Source organism: Paracoccus sp. (in: a-proteobacteria) (assembly GCF_047973135.1).
Lineage (GTDB): Bacteria > Pseudomonadota > Alphaproteobacteria > Rhodobacterales > Rhodobacteraceae > Paracoccus.
Genome location: NZ_JBKEBL010000198.1, coordinates 1 through 21,622, shown reverse-complemented (window position 1 = coordinate 21,622; position 21,622 = coordinate 1). Strand labels below are relative to the sequence as shown.

18 protein-coding genes, 2 tRNA genes and 1 pseudogene are annotated in these 21,622 nt (G+C 61.3%); 9 read left to right on the top strand and 12 right to left on the bottom strand.

Features of this window, described 5'->3' with window-relative positions:
* Positions 1-11: 11 nt before the first annotated feature.
* Both ACK5L9_RS15645 and ACK5L9_RS15640 read right to left on the bottom strand, forming a co-directional pair.
* Positions 12-1,127 carry a DUF2235 domain-containing protein gene (locus ACK5L9_RS15645; protein WP_416912397.1) on the bottom strand — a complete coding sequence of 372 codons (1,116 nt, stop codon included), beginning with the start codon at positions 1,125-1,127 and terminating at the stop codon, positions 12-14.
* Between the two features lie 35 nt (positions 1,128-1,162).
* On the bottom strand, positions 1,163-2,317 hold the full coding sequence (locus ACK5L9_RS15640) for a type III PLP-dependent enzyme (RefSeq protein WP_416912396.1): 1,155 nt from the start codon (positions 2,315-2,317) through the stop codon (positions 1,163-1,165).
* A gap of 251 nt (positions 2,318-2,568) precedes the next feature.
* Here ACK5L9_RS15640 and ACK5L9_RS15635 point away from each other — a divergent pair, with 251 nt between their 5' ends.
* Entirely contained in the window at positions 2,569-2,922 is a 354-nt protein-coding gene (locus ACK5L9_RS15635) for a DUF1428 domain-containing protein (RefSeq protein WP_416912395.1), read from the top strand.
* A gap of 5 nt (positions 2,923-2,927) precedes the next feature.
* Positions 2,928-3,707, top strand: a complete 780-nt coding sequence (locus tag ACK5L9_RS15630; RefSeq protein WP_416912394.1) for a VOC family protein — start codon at positions 2,928-2,930, stop codon at positions 3,705-3,707.
* 97 nt (positions 3,708-3,804) lie between these two features.
* Here ACK5L9_RS15630 and ACK5L9_RS15625 read toward each other — a convergent pair whose 3' ends face one another.
* The 3 genes from ACK5L9_RS15625 to ACK5L9_RS15615 are packed head-to-tail and all read right to left on the bottom strand — an operon-like array spanning position 3,805 to position 6,937.
* The gene (locus ACK5L9_RS15625) at positions 3,805-5,193 is read right to left on the bottom strand and encodes a TRAP transporter large permease (RefSeq protein ID WP_416912393.1); all 1,389 of its coding nucleotides are present in this window, start codon (positions 5,191-5,193) and stop codon (positions 3,805-3,807) included.
* Between the two features lie 5 nt (positions 5,194-5,198).
* Positions 5,199-5,879 carry a TRAP transporter small permease gene (locus ACK5L9_RS15620; RefSeq protein WP_416912392.1) on the bottom strand — a complete coding sequence of 227 codons (681 nt, stop codon included), beginning with the start codon at positions 5,877-5,879 and terminating at the stop codon, positions 5,199-5,201.
* A gap of 53 nt (positions 5,880-5,932) precedes the next feature.
* Complete coding sequence (locus ACK5L9_RS15615; RefSeq protein WP_416912391.1) at positions 5,933-6,937, bottom strand: DctP family TRAP transporter solute-binding subunit; 1,005 nt, start codon at positions 6,935-6,937, stop codon at positions 5,933-5,935.
* Between the two features lie 184 nt (positions 6,938-7,121).
* On the opposite strand from ACK5L9_RS15615, the gene ACK5L9_RS15610 reads away from it, so the two are divergent.
* Positions 7,122-10,214 (top strand): valine--tRNA ligase, encoded by a 3,093-nt coding sequence (locus ACK5L9_RS15610; protein ID WP_416912390.1) that lies wholly within the window; start codon positions 7,122-7,124, stop codon positions 10,212-10,214.
* 65 nt (positions 10,215-10,279) lie between these two features.
* Here the strand turns inward: ACK5L9_RS15610 and glnA are convergent, their stop codons facing one another.
* Together glnA and ACK5L9_RS15600 are read right to left on the bottom strand one after the other, a co-directional pair.
* Positions 10,280-11,686 carry a type I glutamate--ammonia ligase gene (gene glnA / locus ACK5L9_RS15605; protein WP_416912389.1) on the bottom strand — a complete coding sequence of 469 codons (1,407 nt, stop codon included), beginning with the start codon at positions 11,684-11,686 and terminating at the stop codon, positions 10,280-10,282.
* A 75-nt stretch (positions 11,687-11,761) separates the two neighbouring features.
* Positions 11,762-12,100 carry a P-II family nitrogen regulator gene (locus tag ACK5L9_RS15600; protein ID WP_416912388.1) on the bottom strand — a complete coding sequence of 113 codons (339 nt, stop codon included), beginning with the start codon at positions 12,098-12,100 and terminating at the stop codon, positions 11,762-11,764.
* Positions 12,101-12,255: 155 nt separating this feature from the next.
* Between ACK5L9_RS15600 and ACK5L9_RS15595 the strand changes: the two genes are divergently transcribed.
* Entirely contained in the window at positions 12,256-13,848 is a 1,593-nt protein-coding gene (locus ACK5L9_RS15595) for an NAD(P)H-hydrate dehydratase (RefSeq protein ID WP_416912387.1), read from the top strand.
* A 45-nt stretch (positions 13,849-13,893) separates the two neighbouring features.
* Positions 13,894-13,977: transfer RNA gene (locus ACK5L9_RS15590), tRNA-Leu, on the top strand.
* Between the two features lie 506 nt (positions 13,978-14,483).
* On the opposite strand, the pseudogene ACK5L9_RS15585 reads toward ACK5L9_RS15590, so the two are convergent.
* The 3 genes and pseudogenes from ACK5L9_RS15585 to ACK5L9_RS15575 all read right to left on the bottom strand — a co-directional run.
* Positions 14,484-15,512 (bottom strand): annotated as a pseudogene (locus ACK5L9_RS15585) (recombinase family protein); the annotation flags it as partial.
* On the bottom strand, positions 15,509-16,123 hold the full coding sequence (locus ACK5L9_RS15580; protein ID WP_416912386.1) for a hypothetical protein: 615 nt from the start codon (positions 16,121-16,123) through the stop codon (positions 15,509-15,511). The gene ACK5L9_RS15580 and the pseudogene ACK5L9_RS15585, both read right to left, overlap by 4 nt.
* The gene (locus ACK5L9_RS15575) at positions 16,068-17,516 is read right to left on the bottom strand and encodes an McrB family protein (protein WP_416912385.1); all 1,449 of its coding nucleotides are present in this window, start codon (positions 17,514-17,516) and stop codon (positions 16,068-16,070) included. Before ACK5L9_RS15575 ends, ACK5L9_RS15580 begins: the two co-directional genes overlap by 56 nt.
* A 217-nt stretch (positions 17,517-17,733) precedes the next feature.
* Between ACK5L9_RS15575 and ACK5L9_RS15570 the strand changes: the two genes are divergently transcribed.
* Positions 17,734-18,390 carry an antirestriction protein ArdA gene (locus ACK5L9_RS15570; RefSeq protein WP_416912384.1) on the top strand — a complete coding sequence of 219 codons (657 nt, stop codon included), beginning with the start codon at positions 17,734-17,736 and terminating at the stop codon, positions 18,388-18,390.
* A 200-nt stretch (positions 18,391-18,590) separates the two neighbouring features.
* Here ACK5L9_RS15570 and ACK5L9_RS15565 read toward each other — a convergent pair.
* Positions 18,591-18,674, bottom strand: a tRNA-Leu gene (locus ACK5L9_RS15565).
* Between the two features lie 67 nt (positions 18,675-18,741).
* Positions 18,742-19,698, bottom strand: coding sequence for a lipoyl synthase (gene lipA, locus ACK5L9_RS15560; RefSeq protein ID WP_416912403.1), 957 nt, complete (start codon positions 19,696-19,698; stop codon positions 18,742-18,744).
* 141 nt (positions 19,699-19,839) lie between these two features.
* Here lipA and ACK5L9_RS15555 point away from each other — a divergent pair, with 141 nt between their 5' ends.
* The 3 genes from ACK5L9_RS15555 to ACK5L9_RS15545 form a co-directional block, all read left to right on the top strand.
* Positions 19,840-20,388 (top strand): peroxiredoxin, encoded by a 549-nt coding sequence (locus tag ACK5L9_RS15555; protein WP_416912383.1) that lies wholly within the window; start codon positions 19,840-19,842, stop codon positions 20,386-20,388.
* Positions 20,389-20,839: 451 nt separating this feature from the next.
* Entirely contained in the window at positions 20,840-21,097 is a 258-nt protein-coding gene (locus ACK5L9_RS15550; RefSeq protein WP_416912382.1) for a hypothetical protein, read from the top strand.
* Positions 21,090-21,622: helix-turn-helix domain-containing protein (locus tag ACK5L9_RS15545; protein WP_416912381.1), on the top strand; the 533-nt coding region annotated here is incomplete at its 3' end. The genes ACK5L9_RS15550 and ACK5L9_RS15545, both read left to right, overlap by 8 nt.

The window sequence follows — 21,622 nt, the reverse complement described above, 5'->3', positions numbered from 1 at the left end:
GGGCCGGTCCTTCACCCGCCCGCGCCGGCGGCATCGTCCATCTGCGGGCCCTTGTCACCCGACCGGCGGAACCCCCGCCTGACGGGCCGGTCCACAGCCTGATCCGCCAGATGCCCGGTCAGCAGCGCCGGGCCGGGATAAGGGCGCGGAATGGTCGGATGCAGCGCCTCGCTGCGGTACAGCCCGGCAAGGCGCGGCGCGCGGGCCAGAAAGGCCTTGCCCCAGTTGCGCCATGACCCGACCGAGGGCGCGCTGGCATCGCAGGGGAAATGCCCGCGCCAGCCCTGCGGCAGGGGCAGACCCGCATCTTCGGCCTGGCCCAGCATCCAGACCAGCGGGATATTGGCCAGAGGCCGCGCATATTCCAGCCCTGACAACTGCCCGCCAATATCGGCATGCGCGCCGCGAAACCACATCTGTTCGATCCGCCCCGCTGCGCTGGAATCGTCCCACAGGATCGGGGCAAAGGCCGCCCGCGTCTCGTCCAGCGCCAGCGCCTGACAGCCAAGCCCGATTTCCGGGCCAAGATGGGTGTCGTGAAAGCGAAAGCGCGGTTCGGTCAGCAACCACAGCAGCGGCAGCCGGATCCCCAGCGCCATGACCGTGTCGAAACAGCCGATCATCGCGATGGACACCTGCCCCTGCCCCCTGCGCCGCCGGAATGCCCCAAGCGCCTGATCCGACGCCCCCTCGCTATAGTAACGCCAGGCAAGCCGGATATTGCGTTCCGTCGCCGTTTCGGGGCGCAACAGGCCCACGCGGCTGATCATCCCCGCCAGGCTGCGCACGGCAAAGGCACCGCGGGAATAACCCAGCAGGAAAATCCGGTCGCCGGGGCGATAGCCGCTGGCCAGCCAGCCATAGGCATCGATGATCCGCCGCGACAGGCTGTGCCCCATTGCCAGTTCCGGCAAGGTCCGCCAGCGATCCCATTGCTGGCCTGCGGCGTAATGGATCCGCAGGGGCCCGCCATCATGGCCGGCAGATTGGCTGGCGGATTGGCTGGCGGACCGGTCACGCAGCAACGCATGGATCCGACCGATGGAACTGCGCCGTCCTTCGGCCAGCGAGGCAAAGGTACCGTCAATCAGGATGACATGTGTACGGCTGAGACGAATCTGTGACATCGTCCCGACGCTAGCATGATGTTGTAAGAAAAGAGTTACTCAAGCGCCATCACAGTCGCGTGCGAGACCGCCCCGAACCCGTTGAACCGCGTGTTCGTTGCGGTCGAATAGGCCCCGGCCCCGTGGAATACCATATAGTCGCCCTCGGCGATATTGGCGGGCAGGCTCAGCTCGCCGGGCAGGCGGTCCACCGAATCGCAGGTCGGGCCAAAGATCACCCGGCCGGCATGCTCGCCCTCGCGGATGTCCCCCTGCGGGGTGATCACCTGCACCCGATCCAGATTGCCGACGATGGGCAATTCCGACAACGCGCCATAGACGCCGTCATTCAGGAATACCGCATGCCCGTCGCGGATCGCCTTGACGCGGGTGATCAGCGAAAAGGCGTCAGCACAAAGGCCGCGTCCCGGTTCGCAGACCAGCGCGGGGCTGTCATCGCCAAAGGCCCCGGCGACGGTTGCGGCGATCTTGTCAAAGATCGCCTGAAGATCGGGATCGACGCCGATGACGCGATGCGAAGGGAACCCGCCGCCGACATTCAGCCGCCGCGCCCTGACCCCCGCCATGTCACAGATGTCCCTCGCTACGGTGATATAGCTTTCCCAAGCCGCCGGATCGACGCATTGCGTCCCCGGATGGAATGTCAGCGAGGCGGTATAGCCGCGATCCGCCACCGCACGCAGCAATTCTGCGGCCAGTTCCGGCTCGGCTCCGAATTTGGAACCGAAATCATAGATCGCCCCCAGCACCGGCAGCTTGAAGCGCGGCGAAATCTCGACCGGCTGGCCGTCAAAGGCCGTGGGCACCTGTTCGAACAGCTTGTCCAGTTCCGACCGGCTGTCCACAGACCAGGCACGCACCCCGGCCCCTGCGGCATGGGCGATCTCGGCCCGCGCGCGGACCGGATTGTGATAGTGGCGCGCGGCCCCCGGCGCCAGCCGCCCGATCAGGTCGATCTCGACGGGCGAGGCCACGTCAAAACCGGTCATTCCGGCGGCCAGCAGGTTCTGGATCACCACATCGGAGGGGTTCGACTTGACCGCATAGGTCACAAGCCCCGGAAACCCGCTGATGAATTGCCGCGCCCGGTCCTGCAGGACCGTCGGCGCAAAGGCCATCACCGGATGTTCGGGCTGAAGGTTGCTGATAAGCTCGGCCGGGTTGTCCCAGACGGTCTTGTGATGTCCCATGGATGGCCTTTCGCGCAAAGTCAGAGTCGTCGGCAGTCATGCCCCAGAATGGCGCTATTTAGCCTTTAATTCACGTTTGAAAAGTGCAGTTCGCACGACTCGTTTGTTAATGGCCGCAGATCGTGGCGATTTGCTGACCCGACTGGCGGCACGGGCTTGGCAAGGCAGCATCTCGGCGCTTGTTTTTCGACGGAACACCGCCGATGCTGGTTTTTCGACGTCCACCCATACCTGATTCCAAGGAGACGCGTGTGACCTATTATACAAGCATGATAGCGGCGATTCCCTCTGCCAACAAACAGGCATATACCGATCACGCCCGCAAAAGCTGGCCCATCTTCAAACGCCTTGGCGCGCTGCGCATGGTCGAGGCCTGGGGCGAGGATGTGCCGCATGGCAAACAGACCGATTTCTATCGCGCGACCCAGGCAAAGGAAGATGAGACGCCGGTATTTTCGTGGATCGAATGGCCCGACCGGGAAACCGCCGATACGGCGTGGCAGGCGATGATGTCCGATCCCGAAATGGCCGAGATGGGCGAAATGCCCTTTGACGGAATACGGATGTTCTGGGGCGGTTTTGCCCCGATTCTGGATGAAAGGTAAAATGAATGAGCGACCATCACGGTAATCCCTGCTGGTATGAACTGTCCACCGCCAAAGGCGGGTTGGCGGCGGCGGGCGCATTTTATGCCCGGCTTCTTGGCTGGCAGATCGCGGATGCGGGGATGGAGGGCTTTACCTACCATCTTGCCGGCGGCGATGGCGGCATGGTCGCGGGCCTGATGGAGACCCCCGAGGATGTGGCCGGCATGCCGCCCTTCTGGATGATCTATTTCGCTGTCACCGATGCAGACAGGGCAGTGGCCGACATCAGGGCGGCGGGCGGCACCATTCACCGCGATGTGCAACCCATCCCCGGCACCGGCCGTTTTGCCATCGCCGCCGATCCGCAGGGCGCGGCCTTCGGCATTCTGGAACCCTCGCAAACGGACGCGGCCGGCGGGGCCTTTGATCAAAGCAGGACCGGGCATGGCAACTGGCACGAATTGATGAGTACCGATCCCGTGGCCGGTCTTAAGTTCTATTCCGGCCTGTTCGGTTGGGGGAAATCCACGTCGATGGATATGGGCGAGATGGGCACCTATCAGCTTTTCTCGCGCAATGGTGCTGATATTGGCGGGATCATGGGACTGGGCAATGCGCCCGTGTCCTGCTGGCTGCCCTATTTCGGTATCAATGGCGTTGCCGGGGCCGTGGCACGGATCGCCGAGCTTGGCGGCATTGTCATCCACGGCCCGCAAGAGGTTCCGGGCGGCGCCTTCATCGCCGTGGCCCGCGACCCGCAGGGCGCGCATTTCGCGGTGGTCGGGCCAAAGGACGCGGCTTAAACGGCCATGCTGACGGCAGTGCCGCTCACCTGCCACCCGTTCACCCGTTTCCGACCAGGGGGCCGCGGGGGCGCATTCGCTGCGCCCCCGCCCCGCCTTATTTCACGATGGTTTCCGGCCCCATCATCATCGTCGGCAGCCAAGTGCTGATGAACGGCACATAGGTGACAAGGATCAGGAACACGAACAGCACCGCCAGAAACGGCAGCGCCGCCCTGACCACGCGCATCATCGGCATGCCCGCCACGCCCGAGGTTACGAACAGGTTCAGCCCGACCGGCGGGGTGATCATCCCGATCTCCATGTTGACGACCATGATGATGCCCAGATGGATCGGATCGACGCCCAGTTCGATGGCGATGGGAAAGACCAGCGGCGCGACGATCAGGATCAGGCCAGACGGCTCCATGAACTGCCCGCCGATCAGCAGGATCACGTTGACCACGATCAGGAACATGATCTTGCCCAGGCCCGCATCCAGCATCATTCCGGCGATATGCTGCGGGATCTGTTCGTCGGTCAGCACATGTTTCAGGATCAGCGCGTTGGCGATGATGAACATCAGCGTGACGGTCAGCTTGCCCGCCTCTAGCAGGACGGCCCGCGTGCCGGGGTGAAAGAACGCGGTGATCAGCGCCTGCGGCTTTTGCCACAGCGGAATGCGCCGGTCGCCTTCGCGCAGCGGCCCCATGTCGCGATAGATGAAGACCGCAACGATGAAGGACCAGACCGAGGCGACGGCGGCAGCCTCGGTCGGGGTAAAGACCGCGCTGGTGATGCCCGGAATGCCGTAAAGCCCGACCATGATGATCACGATCAGCATCAGCCCCCAGAACGCTTCGCGGAAACTGTCCCAGATCTCGCCCCAGCCCAGCCAGTCGCCGCGTGGCAGGTTCTTGCGGATGGCGATGAACAGGATGGTCGCCATCAGCATGCCCCCCGCCAGAAGCCCCGGAATGACACCCGCCAGGAACATCCGCCCGACGGATACATCGGTGGCGCTGGCATAGACGACCATGACGATGGATGGCGGGATCAGGATCCCCAGCGTGCCCGCATTGCAGATCACACCCGCAGCGAAATCCTTGGAATAGCCGACCTGCCGCATCGCCGCGATGACAATGGAACCGATGGCAACCACCGTTGCAGGGGACGAACCCGACAGCGCCGCGAACATCATGCAGGCAAAGACGCCCGCAATCGCCAGACCGCCCGGCAGATGGCCGACGCAGGCGATGGAAAAGCGGATGATCCGTTGCGCCACCCCGCCGGTGGACATGAAGCTGGATGCAAGGATGAAGAACGGGATCGCCAGCAGCGTCGCGTGCCCCTCCATCGCATTGTAAAGCGTCTGTGCGATCGAGGCCAGCGACGTCCCCGAAAACAGCAGCAGAAACAGCGTCGAGGCCAGACCCAGCGAGATGGCGATGGGCACGCCCACCAGCATCAGCCCGACGATCAGGACGAAAAGCAGTGCGACTTCCATCGGGTCTAGTCCCCCTGATTCATGTGGCGGACATCCTCGACGGCGTCCTCGGCTTCGTGGCTGACGATCAGGCCGTCACGCTCGCCGCGCCAGATCAGCCAGACCGCCTGCAACAGGCGAAACAGCAGCAGCACCACGCCAAGCGGCAGCGCGAAATACGGCACAAAGCGGGGCAGTTTCTCATAGGCTTCGCCTTGATTGAACGTGTCGCCCATCCAGGCCAGAAAGGCGGGCATCGGGATCTGCTCGGTCTCATAGAAGGCGCGGTCGCGGGTCTGGACAAAGCCGGTCGGGAACCACCGCCCCCCGGTCTGTTGATAGCCCGCGAAGGGGGCCCAGTAATCCCACGCACCCTTCAGCAGCAGCAGCGCATAAAAGAGGCACAGCGCCCCCGCAAACAGCGCCAGAGCCTTGCGCCCGGATGGCGGCAGCAGGTTGATCACCGCGTCCACCCCCAGATGCGCGTTGATCTTGACCGCATAGGACATACCCAGCAGCACCAGCCAGGCAAACAGCGCCAGCGTCAGTTCCAGCCCCCAGATGACCGAGCTCTGGAACAGATAGCGCAGGACGACATTGGCAAAGGTGATCAGGGTCATCAGGCCGATGATGATCGCGATCAGGTTTTCCTCGATGCCGTTGACGATGCGGCCCATGGGCCCGTGGGGCACATATTTATAGCTCATCTCTGCCTCCGCGACATAAGGGCCCGCCCCGGTGACAGGGACGGGCGGAAAGGTCAGTGATTGGCGTTGATCGCCTGCGCGGCGTCGATATTGTCCTGCCCGACGCCATCGGCGAACTTGCCCCAGACCGGTTCCATCGCATCGACCCAGGCCTGCCGCTGCGCATCGTCCAGCACGCGGATTTCGCTGCCCGCATCCAGAATCGCCTGCCGCGCCTGATTGTCCACTTCGTTGACCGCAGCGTTTCTTTCCGCGGACACGTCATGCAGGATGGTCAGCATCTGATCGCGGATTTCAGGGTCCAGCTCGTCCAGCCAGTCGGTCGAGGCCACGACCAGATAGTCGATCACCCCGTGGTTGGTTTCGGTGATGCCGTCCTGAACCTCATAGAATTTCTGGCCATAGATATTTGACCAGGTGTTTTCCTGCCCGTCCACAACACCGGTCTGCAAGGCGCCATAAACCTCGGAGAAGGCCATGGGTTCGGCAGTGGCGCCAAGTGCGTCCATCTGGGCGATCAGCACATCACTGGGCTGGACGCGGAATTTCAGGCCCTTTGCATCGCCCGGCAGCAGCAGCGGCTTTTTGGCCGAGAACTGCTTCATGCCATTATGCCAGTATTCCAGCCCGGAAATACCGCGCCGCTCCATCGAGGATTTCATCGCCTGCCCGGCTTCCGAATTCTGGAATTCGTCCACGGCGTCGATACTCTTGAACATGAAGGGCAGGTCGTAAATCTGAAAGACCTTGGTAAAGGTCTCGAATTTCGACAGCGAGGGTGCCCCCATCTGAACGTCGCCCTGCAACATCGCCTCAAGCAGCGCGTCGTCGTCGTAAAGGGTCGAGTTGGCATAAACCTCGACACACATCTTGCCGTCCATCTCGCTGTTGACCCGTTCGGCAAACATTGCGGCGGCGATTCCCTTGGGGTGCTTGTCGGCATTGGTTACATGGCTGAACTTGACTTTGATTTCGCCACTGTCGCAGCCCGCCGGATCGGCCAACGCGCCGGTTGCAATCATCGCCAGCCCGCAAGCGGCGGTCAGCAGTACTTTCATAGGTATCCTCCCGTTTTCATTGACCGGTCTCGATATCGTCCGGCGTCCCTCATATGCATTTCTGACATGAGTTTGCGTCAGCGCAACCGCAAATTCGTTCCAATGCCTGCGACATCGGCGCGAAGCCTTGGACTTTCCGTCCGGTTTCGTTAAGTCCCGATGCGTACTGGACGGGATCGCCAAGATGAGCATGGACAAGAGTTTCGACGCCGCAACCGCCGAGGCGCGGATCGCGGCGGCATGGGAAAAAAGCAACGCCTTCGCGGCCGGGGCCAATGCCTCGCGCAGCAAAACCTTTACCGTGATGATCCCGCCGCCCAACGTGACCGGCAGCCTGCATATCGGCCACGCGCTGAACAATACGTTACAGGACATTCTGGTCCGCTGGCACCGGATGCGCGGATTTGACACGCTGTGGCAGCCCGGTCAGGATCATGCCGGCATCGCGACGCAGATGGTCGTCGAACGCCGGATGGCCGAGGCGCAGCAGCCCGGCCGCCGCGAGATCGGCCGTGACGCCTTTGTCCGCAAGGTCTGGGAATGGAAACAGGAATCCGGCGGCACGATCATGAACCAGTTGCGCCGCCTTGGCGCATCCTGCGACTGGTCGCGCAACGCCTTTACCATGTCCGGCGCGCCGGGTGCGCCGGCGGGCGAGGAAGGGAATTTCCACGACGCGGTGATCCGGGTTTTCGTGGATCTGTACAACAAGGGCATCATCTATCGCGGCAAGCGTCTGGTGAACTGGGATCCGCATTTCGAGACCGCGATCAGCGATCTTGAGGTCGAAAACCGCGAAGTGCCCGGCCATATGTGGCATTTCAAATACCCTCTGGCGGGCGGCGAGACCTATGAATATGTCGAGCGCGACGAGGACGGCAACGTCACCCTGCGCGAGACCCGCGACTATATCAGCATCGCCACGACGCGCCCCGAAACCATGCTGGGCGACGGCGCGGTCGCGGTTCATCCCGACGATGCGCGCTATGCCCCCATCGTCGGCAAGCTGTGCGAAATCCCGGTCGGACCAAAGGAACATCGCCGCCTGATCCCGATCATCACGGATGAATACCCGGACCCCGATTTCGGATCCGGCGCGGTCAAGATCACCGGCGCGCATGATTTCAACGACTATGGCGTCGCCACCCGCAACAACATCCCGCTTTACGCGCTGATGGACACCAGGGGCGCGATGCGCGCCGATGGCCTGTCCTATGAGGAAAGCGCCGCCATCGCCACCCGCGCCGCGACAGGCGAGGATGTGGGCGACGTGTCGAACGTCAATCTCGTGCCCGAACATCTGCGCGGGCTGGACCGTTACGAGGCCCGCAAGCTGGTGATCGCGGAAATCACCGCCGAAAAGCTGGCCGTCACTTATCTGCACAAGGAAATCGACAAGGAAACCGGGGCCGAGCATCTGGAACGCCGCCCGGTTGTCGATGCGAAGCCGATCATGCAGCCCTTTGGCGACCGTTCGGGCGTGGTGATCGAGCCGATGCTGACCGACCAGTGGTTCGTCGATACGCAGCGCATCGTCGGCCCCGCGCTGGAGGCGGTGCGCGATGGCAGGACGCAAATCCTGCCCGAGCAGCATAAGAAGGTTTACTTCAACTGGCTGGAAAATATCGAGCCCTGGACGATCAGCCGCCAGCTTTGGTGGGGGCATCAGATCCCGGTCTGGTATGGGCTGGATATGGCCTTGGAGGGTCAGGTCGATGACGATCATGACGGCGCGCTGGACGAGGTCGAGATCTTTGCGCTGCTGGAGGAGGGGCTGGTCCATCGCGATGAAATCCACCACGCCGCCAGTAATTTCGAAGAGGTCGTCGGACAGTTCCGCGACAGCATCGCCGGATTGCCTCAGCCGCTGGAAATATCCCGCATCGTCGAGGTTGCCGACCGTGATGCCGCGATCGAGACCTTTGCGAAGGCGCTGGCCGATTACAATCTCAGTCAGGATCCGACGCATCTGGTCTATCCGGTCTGGCGTGACCCCGACGTTCTGGACACGTGGTTCTCATCGGGCCTCTGGCCCATCGGCACGCTCGGCTGGCCCGAGGACACGCCGGAGATGCAGAAATATTTCCCGACCGATGTGCTGGTGACGGGCTTTGACATCATCTTCTTCTGGGTCGCCCGGATGATGATGATGCAGCTTGAGGTCGTGGGCGACGTGCCTTTCCACACGGTCTATGTCCATGGCCTTGTCCGCGACGAAAAGGGCGCGAAGATGTCCAAGTCCAAGGGCAATGTCATCGACCCGCTGACGCTGATCGACGAATACGGCGCCGATGCCATGCGGTTCACCCTGACCAGTATGGCCGCCATGGGCCGCGACCCCAAGCTGGGGCCGAAACATGTCGAGGCGAACCGGAATTTCGTCACGAAAATCTGGAACGCCACCCGTTTTGCCGAAATGAACGGCGTGCGCGGCGGCGGTGCCCGCCCTGACCCGCAGCACACCGTCAACCGCTGGATCATCGGCGAGGTCGCGCGGATCCGCATGGCCACCGACGAGGCGCTGGAGACATACCGCTTCAACGACGCGGCGACCGGGCTTTACGCCTTTGTCTGGGGCAAGGTCTGCGACTGGTATGTGGAGTTCGCCAAACCGCTGTTCGACGGTCCCGACGCCGATGAAACCCGCGCCACGATGGGATGGGTGCTGGACCAGTGCTATCTGATGCTGCACCCGATCATGCCCTTCGTGACCGAGGAATTGTGGGCGCTGACCGGCGACCGGGCAAAGATGCTGGTTCATGGCGACTGGCCGGACCATGGCGCGGAACTGATCGACGACGATGCCGACCGGCAGATGAACTGGGTCATCGCGCTGATCGAATCCGTCCGCTCGGCCCGCGCACAGATGGGCGTGCCCGCCGGCGCGCGCCTGGACCTGATCGTGACCGAGGCCGATGGCGCCGCCCGCGCCGCGCTGGCGGCCAACGGCCCGCTGATCGAACGTCTGGCCCGCGTGAACGCGCCGCAGGACGGCGCGGCGGGCAAGGGCATGATCGCGGTCGCGGCCACCGGGGCCAGCTTTGCGCTGCCCATCGGCGACGTGATCGACGCCGCAGCCGAAACCGCACGCTTGCAGAAATCGCTGGCCAAATCCCGCAAGGATGCCGAGGGCCTGCGCAAGCGGCTGGAAAACCCGAAATTCGTCGCCAATGCCGATGCCGAGGTGATCGGGGAAACCCGCGACAAGCTGGCCGCGCTGGATGACGACATCGCCCGGATCGAGGGCGCGCTGGCGCAACTGGCGGCACTGGGCTGATTTCGCCCCGCCGGACATGAAACAGGCGCCCGCAAGGGCGCCTGTCAGCATTCGGGTCTGCCTGATCAGCAGGAATAATACATCTGATATTCAACGGGATGCGGCGTATGCTCGTAGGCATAGACCTCTTCCCATTTCAGCGCGATATAACCCTCTAGCTGGTCGCGGGTGAACACGTCGCCGGCCAGCAGGAAGTCCATGTCTTTTTCCAGCTCTTCCAGCGCCTCGCGCAGGCTGCCGCAGACGGTCGGGATTTCGGCCAGTTCTTCCGGCGGCAGATCGTACAGATCCTTGTCGGATGCGGGGCCCGGATCGATCTTGTTCCTGATCCCGTCGATCCCGGCCATCAGCAGGGCGGCAAAGCAAAGATAGGGGTTGGCCGAAGGATCGGGGAAACGCGCCTCGACGCGCTTGGCCTTGGGCGATTCGGTCCACGGGATACGCACGCAGCCCGACCGGTTGCGGGCCGAATAGGCGCGCAGCACCGGTGCCTCAAAGCCCGGAATCAGCCGCTTGTAGCTGTTGGTCGAGGGGTTGGTCAGCGCGTTCAGGGCCTTGGCATGCTTCAGCACACCGCCGATGAACCACAGCGCCTCTTGCGACAGGTCGGCATATTTATCGCCCGCGAACAGCGGCTTGCCGTCCTTCCAGATCGACATGTTCACATGCATGCCCGACCCGTTATCGCCCTTCATGGGCTTGGGCATGAACGTTACCGACTTGCCATAGGCAGCGGCGACGTTGTGGATCACGGATTTGTATTTCTGGATATTGTCGGCCTGTTCCGTCAGCGACCCGAAGATCAGCCCCAGCTCGTGCTGTGCGCTGGCAACCTCGTGGTGATGCTTGTCCACCTTCATGCCCATGCGCTTCATCGTGGACAGCATCTCGCCCCGGATGTCCTGCGCGGCGTCGATCGGGTTGACCGGGAAGTAACCGCCCTTGTGGCCCGCGCGATGCGCCTGGTTGCCCATCTCATATTCGGTATCGGTGTTCCACGCCGCGTCCACGGCGTCGATCTGATAGGCTACCTTCTGCGGCGTCACCGAATAGCGCACATCGTCAAAGATGAAAAACTCGGCCTCGGGGCCGAAATAGGCCGCGTCGCCGATACCCGAGGATTTCAGATAGGCCTCGGCCTTGACGGCGGTGCCGCGCGGATCGCGGCTGTAGGGCTCGCCCGTGTCCGGCTCGGCGACGTTGCAATGCACGCAAAGGGTCTTTTCGGCATAGAACGGATCAATATAGACCGAGGACGCATCCGGGATCAGTTTCATGTCGGACTGATCAATGGATTTCCAGCCCGCGATCGAACTGCCGTCGAACATGAAGCCTTCTTCAAAGAAGTCTTCGTCCACCAGATCCCTGTCCAGCGTCACATGCTGCAACTTGCCCTTGGGATCGGTGAAACGCACATCGACATAGGCGACGTCCTCGTCCTCGATCAGCTTCAAGACCTCTTGGATATTCATTTGTTCCCTTTCTTCGTGAATGCGGCCCGGCAGCAATGGCGGCCGGGGCGCGGGAGTTCCTGTCCGATACAGCTATCAGAGCGCGTCGTCACCGGTTTCGCCAGTCCGAATACGGATGGCCTGTTCGACGGGCGAGACAAAAATCTTGCCGTCGCCAATCTTTTCGGTGCGGGCCGCGCCCACGATGGCGTCGATGGCGGCTTCAACCTGATCGTCGGGCAGTACCATCTCGATCTTCACCTTGGGCAGGAAATCGACGACATATTCGGCACCGCGATACAGTTCGGTATGTCCCTTCTGCCGGCCAAAGCCCTTGACTTCCGTGACCGAAAGTCCCTGCACTCCGACCTCTTGCAGCGCCTCCTTCACGTCGTCCAGCTTGAACGGCTTGATGATCGCCTCGATCTTTTTCATCGCAATTGATCCTTCCTCGCGGCTTGCCTGAAGCCTGATTGGCGGGTTTCATGGCGCGGGTAAATGCGGCATGGTCCGGATCCTGCGCAGGAACCCATCTGCCCGATCAATATGCACCATATTAAGGCACCATGTCTAAATTATAGGCAATACCCATGCTGAACGGCACTGAAATCCTGACCACCGCCCAAATGCGCGCCATCGAATCCGAGGCGATGGCAAGCGGCGAGGTCAGCGGATCGCAACTGATGGAACGCGCCGGGGCGGCGGTGGCGGGACAGATTCGCCTGCGCTGGCCCCGGCCCGGACGGGCAACCGTTCTGTGCGGGCCGGGCAACAATGGCGGCGATGGCTATGTGATCGCCCGGCTGCTGCATCTGGCGGGCTGGCAGGTGCGGGTGCTGGGGCTGGACAACAGCCCCGGCCCCGACGCGGCGGATATGAAGCGCATGTGGTCGGCGCTTGGCCCGATCCTGCCACTGACCGGGACAGAGTTGCGCCAGCGGGGCGACGACAGCGATGTCTATGTCGATGCGATCTTCGGCACCGGCCTGACCCGGCCGCCCGAGACGGAAATCGCCGCCATCCTGCACTATCTCGGCGGCGGTGGCGGAGACTGGCCCTTCTTCCGCAAGCGCCTGGTGGCCGTCGATTGCCCCAGCGGGCTGTGCATGGACAGCGGTGCGTTCCTGGGCCACGCGCGCAACCCCGGCGATTACGACCTGCACGCACGCCTGACCGTGGGTTTCGACAGCCCCAAGCCCGGCCATCTGCTCGGGCGTGGCCCCGAATGCTGCGGCGAGCTGGTCATCGCCGATATCGGATTGCAACACTGGCGGGAATGCAGCGCTCCACGTCTGGCGGCCATCTGGCCCGAGTTTGATATTCCGGACATGCGCCGCCGCGACGACACGCAAAAACGTGCCGAATGGCTGACGAAACGAAACGCCCCGGCGGATCACAAATTCGGCCATGGTCACGCGCTGGTCATCGCCGGAGGCATTGGCCATGGCGGCGCGGCGCGGCTGGCCGCGCGGGCGGCGCTGCGCGTGGGGGCGGGCCTTGTGACGCTGGCCCCGCCGAAATCGGCGCTGATCGAACATTCCGGCCCGCCCGACGCGCTGATGCGGCGCGGCATCGACGATGCGGCGGGGCTGACGGCCGTTCTTGAGGATCCGCGGATCACCGCCATCTGCCTTGGCCCCGGCTGCGGCATCGACCGTGCCGGGGCGCTGCTGCCAGCGGTCCTTGCGTCGAAACGCGCCTGCGTTCTGGATGCCGACGCGCTGACGGCACTGGCCGCGCAGGGCTTTGGCGGGCTGCACGGGAACTGCGTGCTGACCCCTCATGCCGGCGAATTCGCGCGGCTGTTCCCCGATCTGGCCGAACGCCTCGCCGGTCCCTGCCCTTCGGGCCCGGCCTTTTCCCGGTTGGACGCCGCGCGCGAGGCGGCGGCGCGCTGCGGGGCGGTGCTGCTGCTGAAGGGGCCGGATACGGTGATCGCCGCGCCGGACGGGCGGGCGGTCATCCATTCGGCCTTTGACGTGCCTTGGCTGGCGACGGCGGGGTCGGGCGATGTGCTGTCGGGACTGATCGCCGGGCTTCTGGCGCGCGCCCTGCCCGCGTCCGACGCCGCCGCGACGGGCGCGCTGCTGCACGCCCGCTCTGCCCGCCTCTTCGGCCCCGGCCTCATCGCCGACGACCTGCCCGAGCGGATCCCCGCCGTGTTACGTGACATTTCCGCATAAAATCCCCTCGCGCCCGCCCCGACGCTTTGCTAGAACGCATCCGTTGCGGGTGTGGCGGAACTGGTAGACGCACCAGATTTAGGTTCTGGCGCCTTTGGCGTGGGGGTTCGAGTCCCTTCACCCGCACCATAACAGACTTCAGGGGCGCAAACCGCCCCTAAAGCTTTGAACGGAAACGCTAATTCTACGGTTCTAGCACCCTCAGTTCGGACGTATTGAATGCGGTCTGTGAAGGCCAGTTTGAGCACTAGCCTGCGTGCTGCAACACTCCCGTTTTCCCATATTTTCCAAGGGTTTGATAGGAATATCAGGGCCGGTTCTAGTTTTTCGGCGAAGCTGCCTTTTGACACGGCCTGATTTGACAGCGTTTCGCTCAGAAGCGCCTTTTCCTTCGACAGCTTTGCGATCTTAGCCTCATAGGTTTCAATGACTGCGACGTTAGACGACTCCATGATCCGCTCCAAGAGCGTTGCGGTCTGCTTCTCGATCTCTCTGATCTTGAGCTTGGCTGAGGCGGCGATCTCTTCCGCTTGGGTTTTCTGATCTTTCCAGGCATCGCGGAACATTTCGGTTGCGAGCGTGATCAGCCCTTTGGTCGGCTGGAGAGATTTCACCAGCTGCCCTACGTCACCTTCGATCTTTTCCCGAGCGACAGACTTGCCGTAGCTCTCGCAGGTTTTGGTCTGGCAGAGATAGTATGCGTAGTGCTTGGTACGTCCGCGTGACCAGGAAGAGCGAAGAGGCACGCCACAATCGCCGCAGACGACCATGCCTCTGAGCGCGAAGTCATCCGCCTTGCACTTTCTGAGAGGGGCGCGGGCGGCTCCCTGACGCCTCTCCTGTACCTTCTCGAAGGTCAGAAGCGAGATCAGGGCTTCATGGTGGCCTTTCAGCCAGTCGATGCCGTAGCGCTCGCTGCAAATGTATCCGGTGTAGATTGGATGGGTCAGCATATCGGTGACACGCTGCTGGGTGATCTCCCCGGCCCTGTTACGGGGGAAGTGGGGGAAGCCCTCGAAGAAGCGCCTGATTTCGGCCTGTGTCTGGAAGCGCCCCGAAGCGTATCCCTCGAAGGCTTCCCGCACCATATCAGCAAAGGGTTGGTGGGGGACGAGCATCTTGCCCCGTCCCTTAATCGTTTCATAGCGATACCCAATGGGCGGATAGTGAATCCAGTAGCCGCTCTCCATTCGGGCTTTCATCTTCTGGGCAACCTGGCGTCCGTTCTGTTTGCGCTCCAACGCGCCCTGCGCTGCCATGATGGTTTCAATGAACTCACCTTCCGGCGTATCATCGAACTTGAAGTTCAGACACTCAATCCTCGCGCCGCGCAGGCGAAAGGCCTCTCTCAGATCGAGATGGAAACGCGTATCGCGGGCAAAGCGTTTCAGATCATCGAAGATCACAACAAAATTTTCGTCCGGCTGCGCATCCAGAAATGACAGGAGCGCTACCATACCGGGGCGCTTCATAAAGTCGCCGCCGCCTGTAATCGTATCGGGAAAGACTGCCGCCACATCATAGCCCTTGCTTGCGGCATGCTGACGACAACGGGTTTCTTGAGACTGAAGACCGTGACCTTCTGCTTCCTGCGCCCGCGAGGACACACGGCAATAGATCACCGCCTGTTTTGGATTGGCTGAATCGGGTTTTCTTGCGCTCATCGTGGCTCCTTCTTGTTCGAGTTTTTGGAGGATGCCACTGTTTCAGGCTCTGTATCTTCAAGGTAGATATAGCTTAGCACATCATCCATGCCGATGTCGCTTGTGGCATGGAACTTGTCCCCAGCCTTGAGTGAGAATCCGACTTCGGCGAAAGCGCGCATGATGTTCCACAGCGCCAGCAGGAACTCTTTCTTCTGCTTCTCGCTCAGATCATCATCCGGCAGATGATCCCCATACCTGCCAATCGTCTGCCCGAACTCGACACGGGGCCTGTAATAGCCGTTCACAGCTCTGCGGTAGTAGGAACGCTCAAACCCTGCGGAGAGGGCGTTTCGCAGATAATGGCAGAAGCTGCGCGCAAGAAGCTGGATCGGAGCGGGGTTTGAAGTAGTCTGATAGCGGCGCAGCGTCGGAAGGATGCGGGCATAGGACTCCCCGCCCACCTCCAACATTGTCCAGAGGTTCTGGATCGGGAACTTGGGAACAATGTTGAGCGTGATCGCGCTGGTCAGCGGCAGATAGCCGATCAAACCCAAGGCCATGAGCCGCGCACCGTCAGGCACATCGGTGATCTCGACGGCCTTGAGCTTGCGTGTTTCCGGCAGGATCAAAGAGCTGCCATTTGTGTCGGCCAGATCGGAGCGCGGAAAGTAGCGCCAGCCGCGTTCCTGGATTTCGATGACACGAGGTGGGGCGGTCATAGCCTTCCAAAGACGTGCGGTCCGGCTCCATCAGGATAACGATAAAGCGCCGGAGAAGCGCGTCATCCAGATCGGTGACCGAGCGATCAAAGGGGTTGGCGGTCGCCAGAACGATCAGGTTTCGGGGCAGCGAAGTGGCCTTGCCTGAAATGGCCAGCTTGAACTCTTTTTCACGGTAATCCAGCTCCAGGTAGGTCAGCAGTTCGCCGAAAATGCGCGCTACATCGCCCCGGTTAAGTTCGTCTATGACCAGAACGTATAGCTTTTCAGGATTCTCGCGGGCCTTGTCGGCGAATTTCAGGAAATGTCGCTGGTCAAGGATGTAGGTGACGCCCGTTACGGCCTTTTCATCACCCTCGCCATCTGGCACTGCCGGACGGAACCCTTCAACGAAGTCGTCATAGCCGAAGGCCGGATGAAACTGCAAAAAGTGAGTACGGTCTTCGTCCCCGTCCGCAAGAAACTCGGCAATGTCATGAGCGTAGCGCGTTTTGCCTGTTCCCGGTGGACCGGCAAGCAGGAATGAGCGCCCGCTATCTTTCGCAATGGCGCTGCGTATCTTTGCGAGAACCCAGTCATCGGGACTCAGACGGCGTTTCTTTTCTTCCTCTTCGGGCGCAGGTTCTGGAGCGGGCGCGGCAAGAAACGCTTTCAGGGCGGGGGCAAGCTCGTCCTGAAGCACGTCATTTTCGGGACGGGCCGCAATGGTTTGCGGCCAGGCACGGCCCGGCGTCAGCTTGAAGCGGCCCCGGTACGGCTCCTGAAACTCGTCCAGTTCCAGAACAGTTTTCACAAGATGCTCGTACAGTTCCTGCCATGATGAGATTTCATCCGGGAAGCCTGAAAAGGCGAACAGCCAGACCAGGAAATCCTCGAACTGGAACGTCGCAGGGATTGCGCCTTCGAAGGCGGGCTGAAAGGCATCGGTCAAGCGCACCGTTGCCTTCTCCCCCTCCAGTTCCCCGCGCTGGCGCATCTCGCGGTATCCGCGACTGGAGAACAGGTTGCCCCACATCTTCGTGTCCTGCCGGATCACATCGTCACCAGGGAACTCCTGTTTGACGCCCTTGAGACGGGGACGCAGCAGATTGTTTCCGCTCTTGAACGGCGGAAAGCCGATCAGGCTGCCATTGAAGTAGTTGTCGAGGAACTGGTCGGTTCCCCGACTCTTCGACATATCAACCAGTTCGCCTGTTCCAACATCATTGGCGGCGAAGACGAACGCCGGGATCAGCCAGTTGGCACTGATCCCTTTAAGGGCTTCGATGGACGCCTTTATGGTGGGTATGTCGAAATACTGCACGCATCACTCTTGTTTTTTCTTCGTCCCCGGTTTGCGGAAGTTGTTCCGGTTTCCGGCCCAGTCATCCCAGAGTGCGGAGGGTCGTTTCAGACCGTCTATGACCGCATTCCACGCCGCTGATTCTTTCGCCGATTTTCCCTTCCGCTTGCACACCCACTGTTCGCCACGAGGCAGGGGTTGCAGGAGCAACCCCATACCTGACGGAAGGAGAAGAAAAATGAAACAATCACAAGGAGATATTCAAATCTACGTTGCCTGTCTGGCGGCATACAACAACGGCATTCTGCACGGGTGCTGGATCGACGCGGAACAGGACGCCTACGACATCTACGCGGACATTCGCGCGATGTTGGCGGCGTCACCCATCGAAGACGCGGAGGAGTGGGCAATCCATGATCATGAGGGCTTTGAAGGCGCGGACGTGTCCGAGTATATGGGCATTGATGAGGTCGCAGAGCTGGCGGCATTCATCGGCGAGCACGGTGAGATCGGCGGCAAGCTGGTCGGGCATTTCGGCGATCTGGGTGAAGCGCGCAAGGCCATCGAGGACGCCTATGCGGGAGAGTACCGCTTCCTTGCTGAGCCGAAGCGAGAAAGGAGGAGGCGTCTTTTTGCGTCCGCGCTTTGTCGCCCCCGCAGGATTTTGGCGGACAGGAGCTGGTGCGGATTCGGCGAATGTTCTCTTGAGCTGGTTCATGGCTCCAGCTCCGGCATTTGGGTTCCGACAGATGCATCCAAAGCCTTCTGGATTTCAGGTTCCGCGTTAATAACCGCAGACCAGTCTTCTAGTTCTTCCAGCAGTCCAGGGGCAGCGAATGGTTCTAGTTTGTTCCTCTGGCCTGCACCATTCCACAGCCAGACGCGTTTAACGTGATCATGTTATCTGGCTATCGCCTTTTGATTTGATGCTGATGCTGATGCTCCGCCAATTTGATGATCAAATTGGCTTCCGTCAGCCATATAACATGAGAAGACAGATTGTGGTCGATTTTCTCACGTCGCAAATGCGCTACGGTTAATTTCCTTGGGAAATCTGCGGTGCAGACGCGCTGAAATCAATCTTCTGGGAAGCCCTGGTACCCGAGGCCGGACTCGAACCGGCATGCCTTACGGCGGCGGATTTTGAATCCGCTGCGTCTACCATTCCGCCACTCGGGCCAATGCCGCACGGATAGCGGGGTTCTGCGTCATCGGCAAGCCCCGTTTTCACCCGTTGTCGCGGCTGTCAGGCGCGCCCCAGCTTTTCCAGCCGCGCCGCCCGAAGCCGCGCGAAATCGTCGCCCGCGTGATACGAGGACCGCGTCAGCGGCGTCGCCGAGACCATCAGGAACCCCTTGCCAAAAGCCGCCTTTTCATAGCTGGCAAATTCCTCGGGCGTGACAAAGCGATCGACGCGGTGATGTTTCGGCGTTGGTTGCAGATACTGGCCGATGGTCATGAAATCGACCTCCGCCGCGCGCATGTCATCCATCACCTGTAACACGCCCTGCCGATCCTCGCCCAGGCCGACCATGATCCCCGATTTGGTGAACATGGCCGGGTCCAGTTCCTTGACCCGCTGCAACAGCCGCAGGCTGTGGAAATAGCGCGCGCCGGGGCGGACCGTCGGATAGAGGCCCGGCACCGTTTCCAGATTGTGATTGAACACATCCGGCCGCGCCTCGACCACGGTTTCCAGCGCGCCCGGCCCGCATTTCAGGAAATCCGGGGTCAGCACCTCGATGGTGCTGTCGGGGCTGCGGTGGCGGATGGCGCGGATGGTCTGGGCGAAATGTTCCGCCCCGCCATCGTCCAGATCGTCGCGGTCCACGCTGGTGATGACGACATGTTTCAGCCCCAGCTTCTGCACGGCATGGGCCACGCGGCCCGGTTCGAACGCGTCCAGCGCATCGGGCCGCCCGGTGATCACATTGCAGAACGAACAGCCGCGCGTGCAGATCTCGCCCATGATCATCATGGTGGCGTGTCCCTGGCTCCAGCATTCGCCGACATTGGGGCAACCCGCCTCTTCGCAGACGGTGGACAGGCGATTCGCGCGCAGGATGTCGCGCGTTTCCTTGTAGCCCTGCGAAGTCGGGGCCTTGACCCGGATCCATTCGGGCTTTTTCGGCTGGGCCTGATCGGCACGATGGGCCTTTTCAGGGTGGCGCAGGCGCAGAGGCTGGGGCGTCGTTTCGGCCATGTTCGACCTTTTCAGATGTTTCACACTACGTAATCCCAAACAGGGGCTTGATCAACGCCTCTGGTCATGCTGCAAATGCAAACTCGTGCTGCGACGCGGCATGGACAAGGGGAGGAGATCACTGTTGCAAAGGACCAAAACATGAAGATCGGCGACAAACTTCCCGACGTAACCTTCAAGACCCGCGTGCGCGACGAGGCTGTCGGCGGGCCGAACCCCTATCGCTGGCAGGACATGACCACCGCAGATTACTTTGCGGGCAAGCGCGTCGTGCTGTTTTCGCTGCCAGGTGCCTTCACGCCGACCTGTTCGACCTATCAATTGCCGGGCTTTGAAAAGGCATTCGGCCAGATGAACGATCTGGGTATTGATGCGATCTATTGCATGTCTGTCAATGACAGCTTTGTCATGAACCAATGGGCCAAAGCACAGGGGCTGGAACATGTGGGCGTGATCCCCGACGGCTCGGGCGAGTTCACGGAAAAGGCCGGAATGCTGGTGCGCAAGGACAATCTGGGCTTTGGCGCGCGGTCCTGGCGCTATGCCGCCATCGTCAATGACGGCGTGGTCGAGGCGTGGTTCGAGGAACCGGGCCGCGGCGATGATCATGCCGAGGATCCCTATGGCGAAACCTCGCCCGAATCGGTTCTGGTATGGCTGGCGAATAACAGGGTTACCGAACCCGCCTGATCCTTGCCGATCATCGCGCGAAAGGCACCGTTCCGGAACGGTGCCTTTTTTGCCTGACATTACCTTTCGGGGTCAGACCGCTTTCCGTCGGTTTGCCGTTCCGGAACTGCCAGAAGCCGTTGGTCAGCGCGCGGCAAAGTCCCGAGGATCGTCCACGCGGAAGTGGTACGACCAAGCGGGGTTGCCGAACTGTTCGTCACACGGATTGCGCAAGGCGATCTGCCACTGGATCGCCGAGATTGAGGGCGACGTTGTTCATGGTAATGGCAGTCAGTGGGCCCCACGACCTGAAAGAAGCGCAGAAGTACATCGACAAGTATAGTCGCAAGGCCAAGGCCGATTCAGCGATTGAAAGCCTTTCCAACGGGGGAAATCAGGAACGAAATCTGGCGAACTACCCCGCAAAGTTCGCCATAAAGTCATGTAAAAAACTGAATAAAGATGGAAAATAATGTCGCTTGGTAGGCCCGGAGGGCATCGAGCACTTGCTATAAATCAGTGGGATCAATTGGCGAACCTCTCAGAAGCCGCCTTTGATATTATTGCAAGATTTCTCCTCGTGGCGAACCTGCTGACAGGACCTCATGCGCAGAAAAGAAAAACCGCCGTTCGGGCTGGCACCCGCAACGACGGTCAATTTCATAGGTTCATAGAGAATGGCTATCAGATCGCAGGCCTGATCGCAATCGCGGGGGCAGCCGATGTCTGAGCTTCTGCCCTTCTGCAAGATCAAGCTACAATACCTGCAAGAACTGGTCACTGATCCTGATCTGGATGACAACGCGTTGCGCGTGGCGTTGTATCTGGCACTTTTTCATGCCGATCACGAAACCGGAGAGAGCCGTCCATCCTTTGAAACCATCGGGGATGCCGTCGGGAAGCACGCGAAATCAGTCAAGCGGGCGCTGAATAAGGTCGAGGCGGCGGGTTATATGACCGTCGAGCGCGGGACGAACAAAGGCAATTCTTCGCGCTATCGTCCGACTGAATCTGCATTGAAAAGAGCCAGAGAACGTCGCCGGGAGGGAGACAAGGTTGTCCCGCTTAGCCGTGCCAAAGGGGGACGTTTCTGTCCACAAAGCGGGACAGAGCTGTCCGGCAAAGGGGGACAGGATCGCCCCCCGAACAGAGAACAAGAACTTAGAAAAGAACATCAACGCGCATTCGCGCCGGATTTGCCTGATGAGGGGCAATCCGGCGGAACGCGCTCGGCGGGCCAAGGACTGGTCTTCGT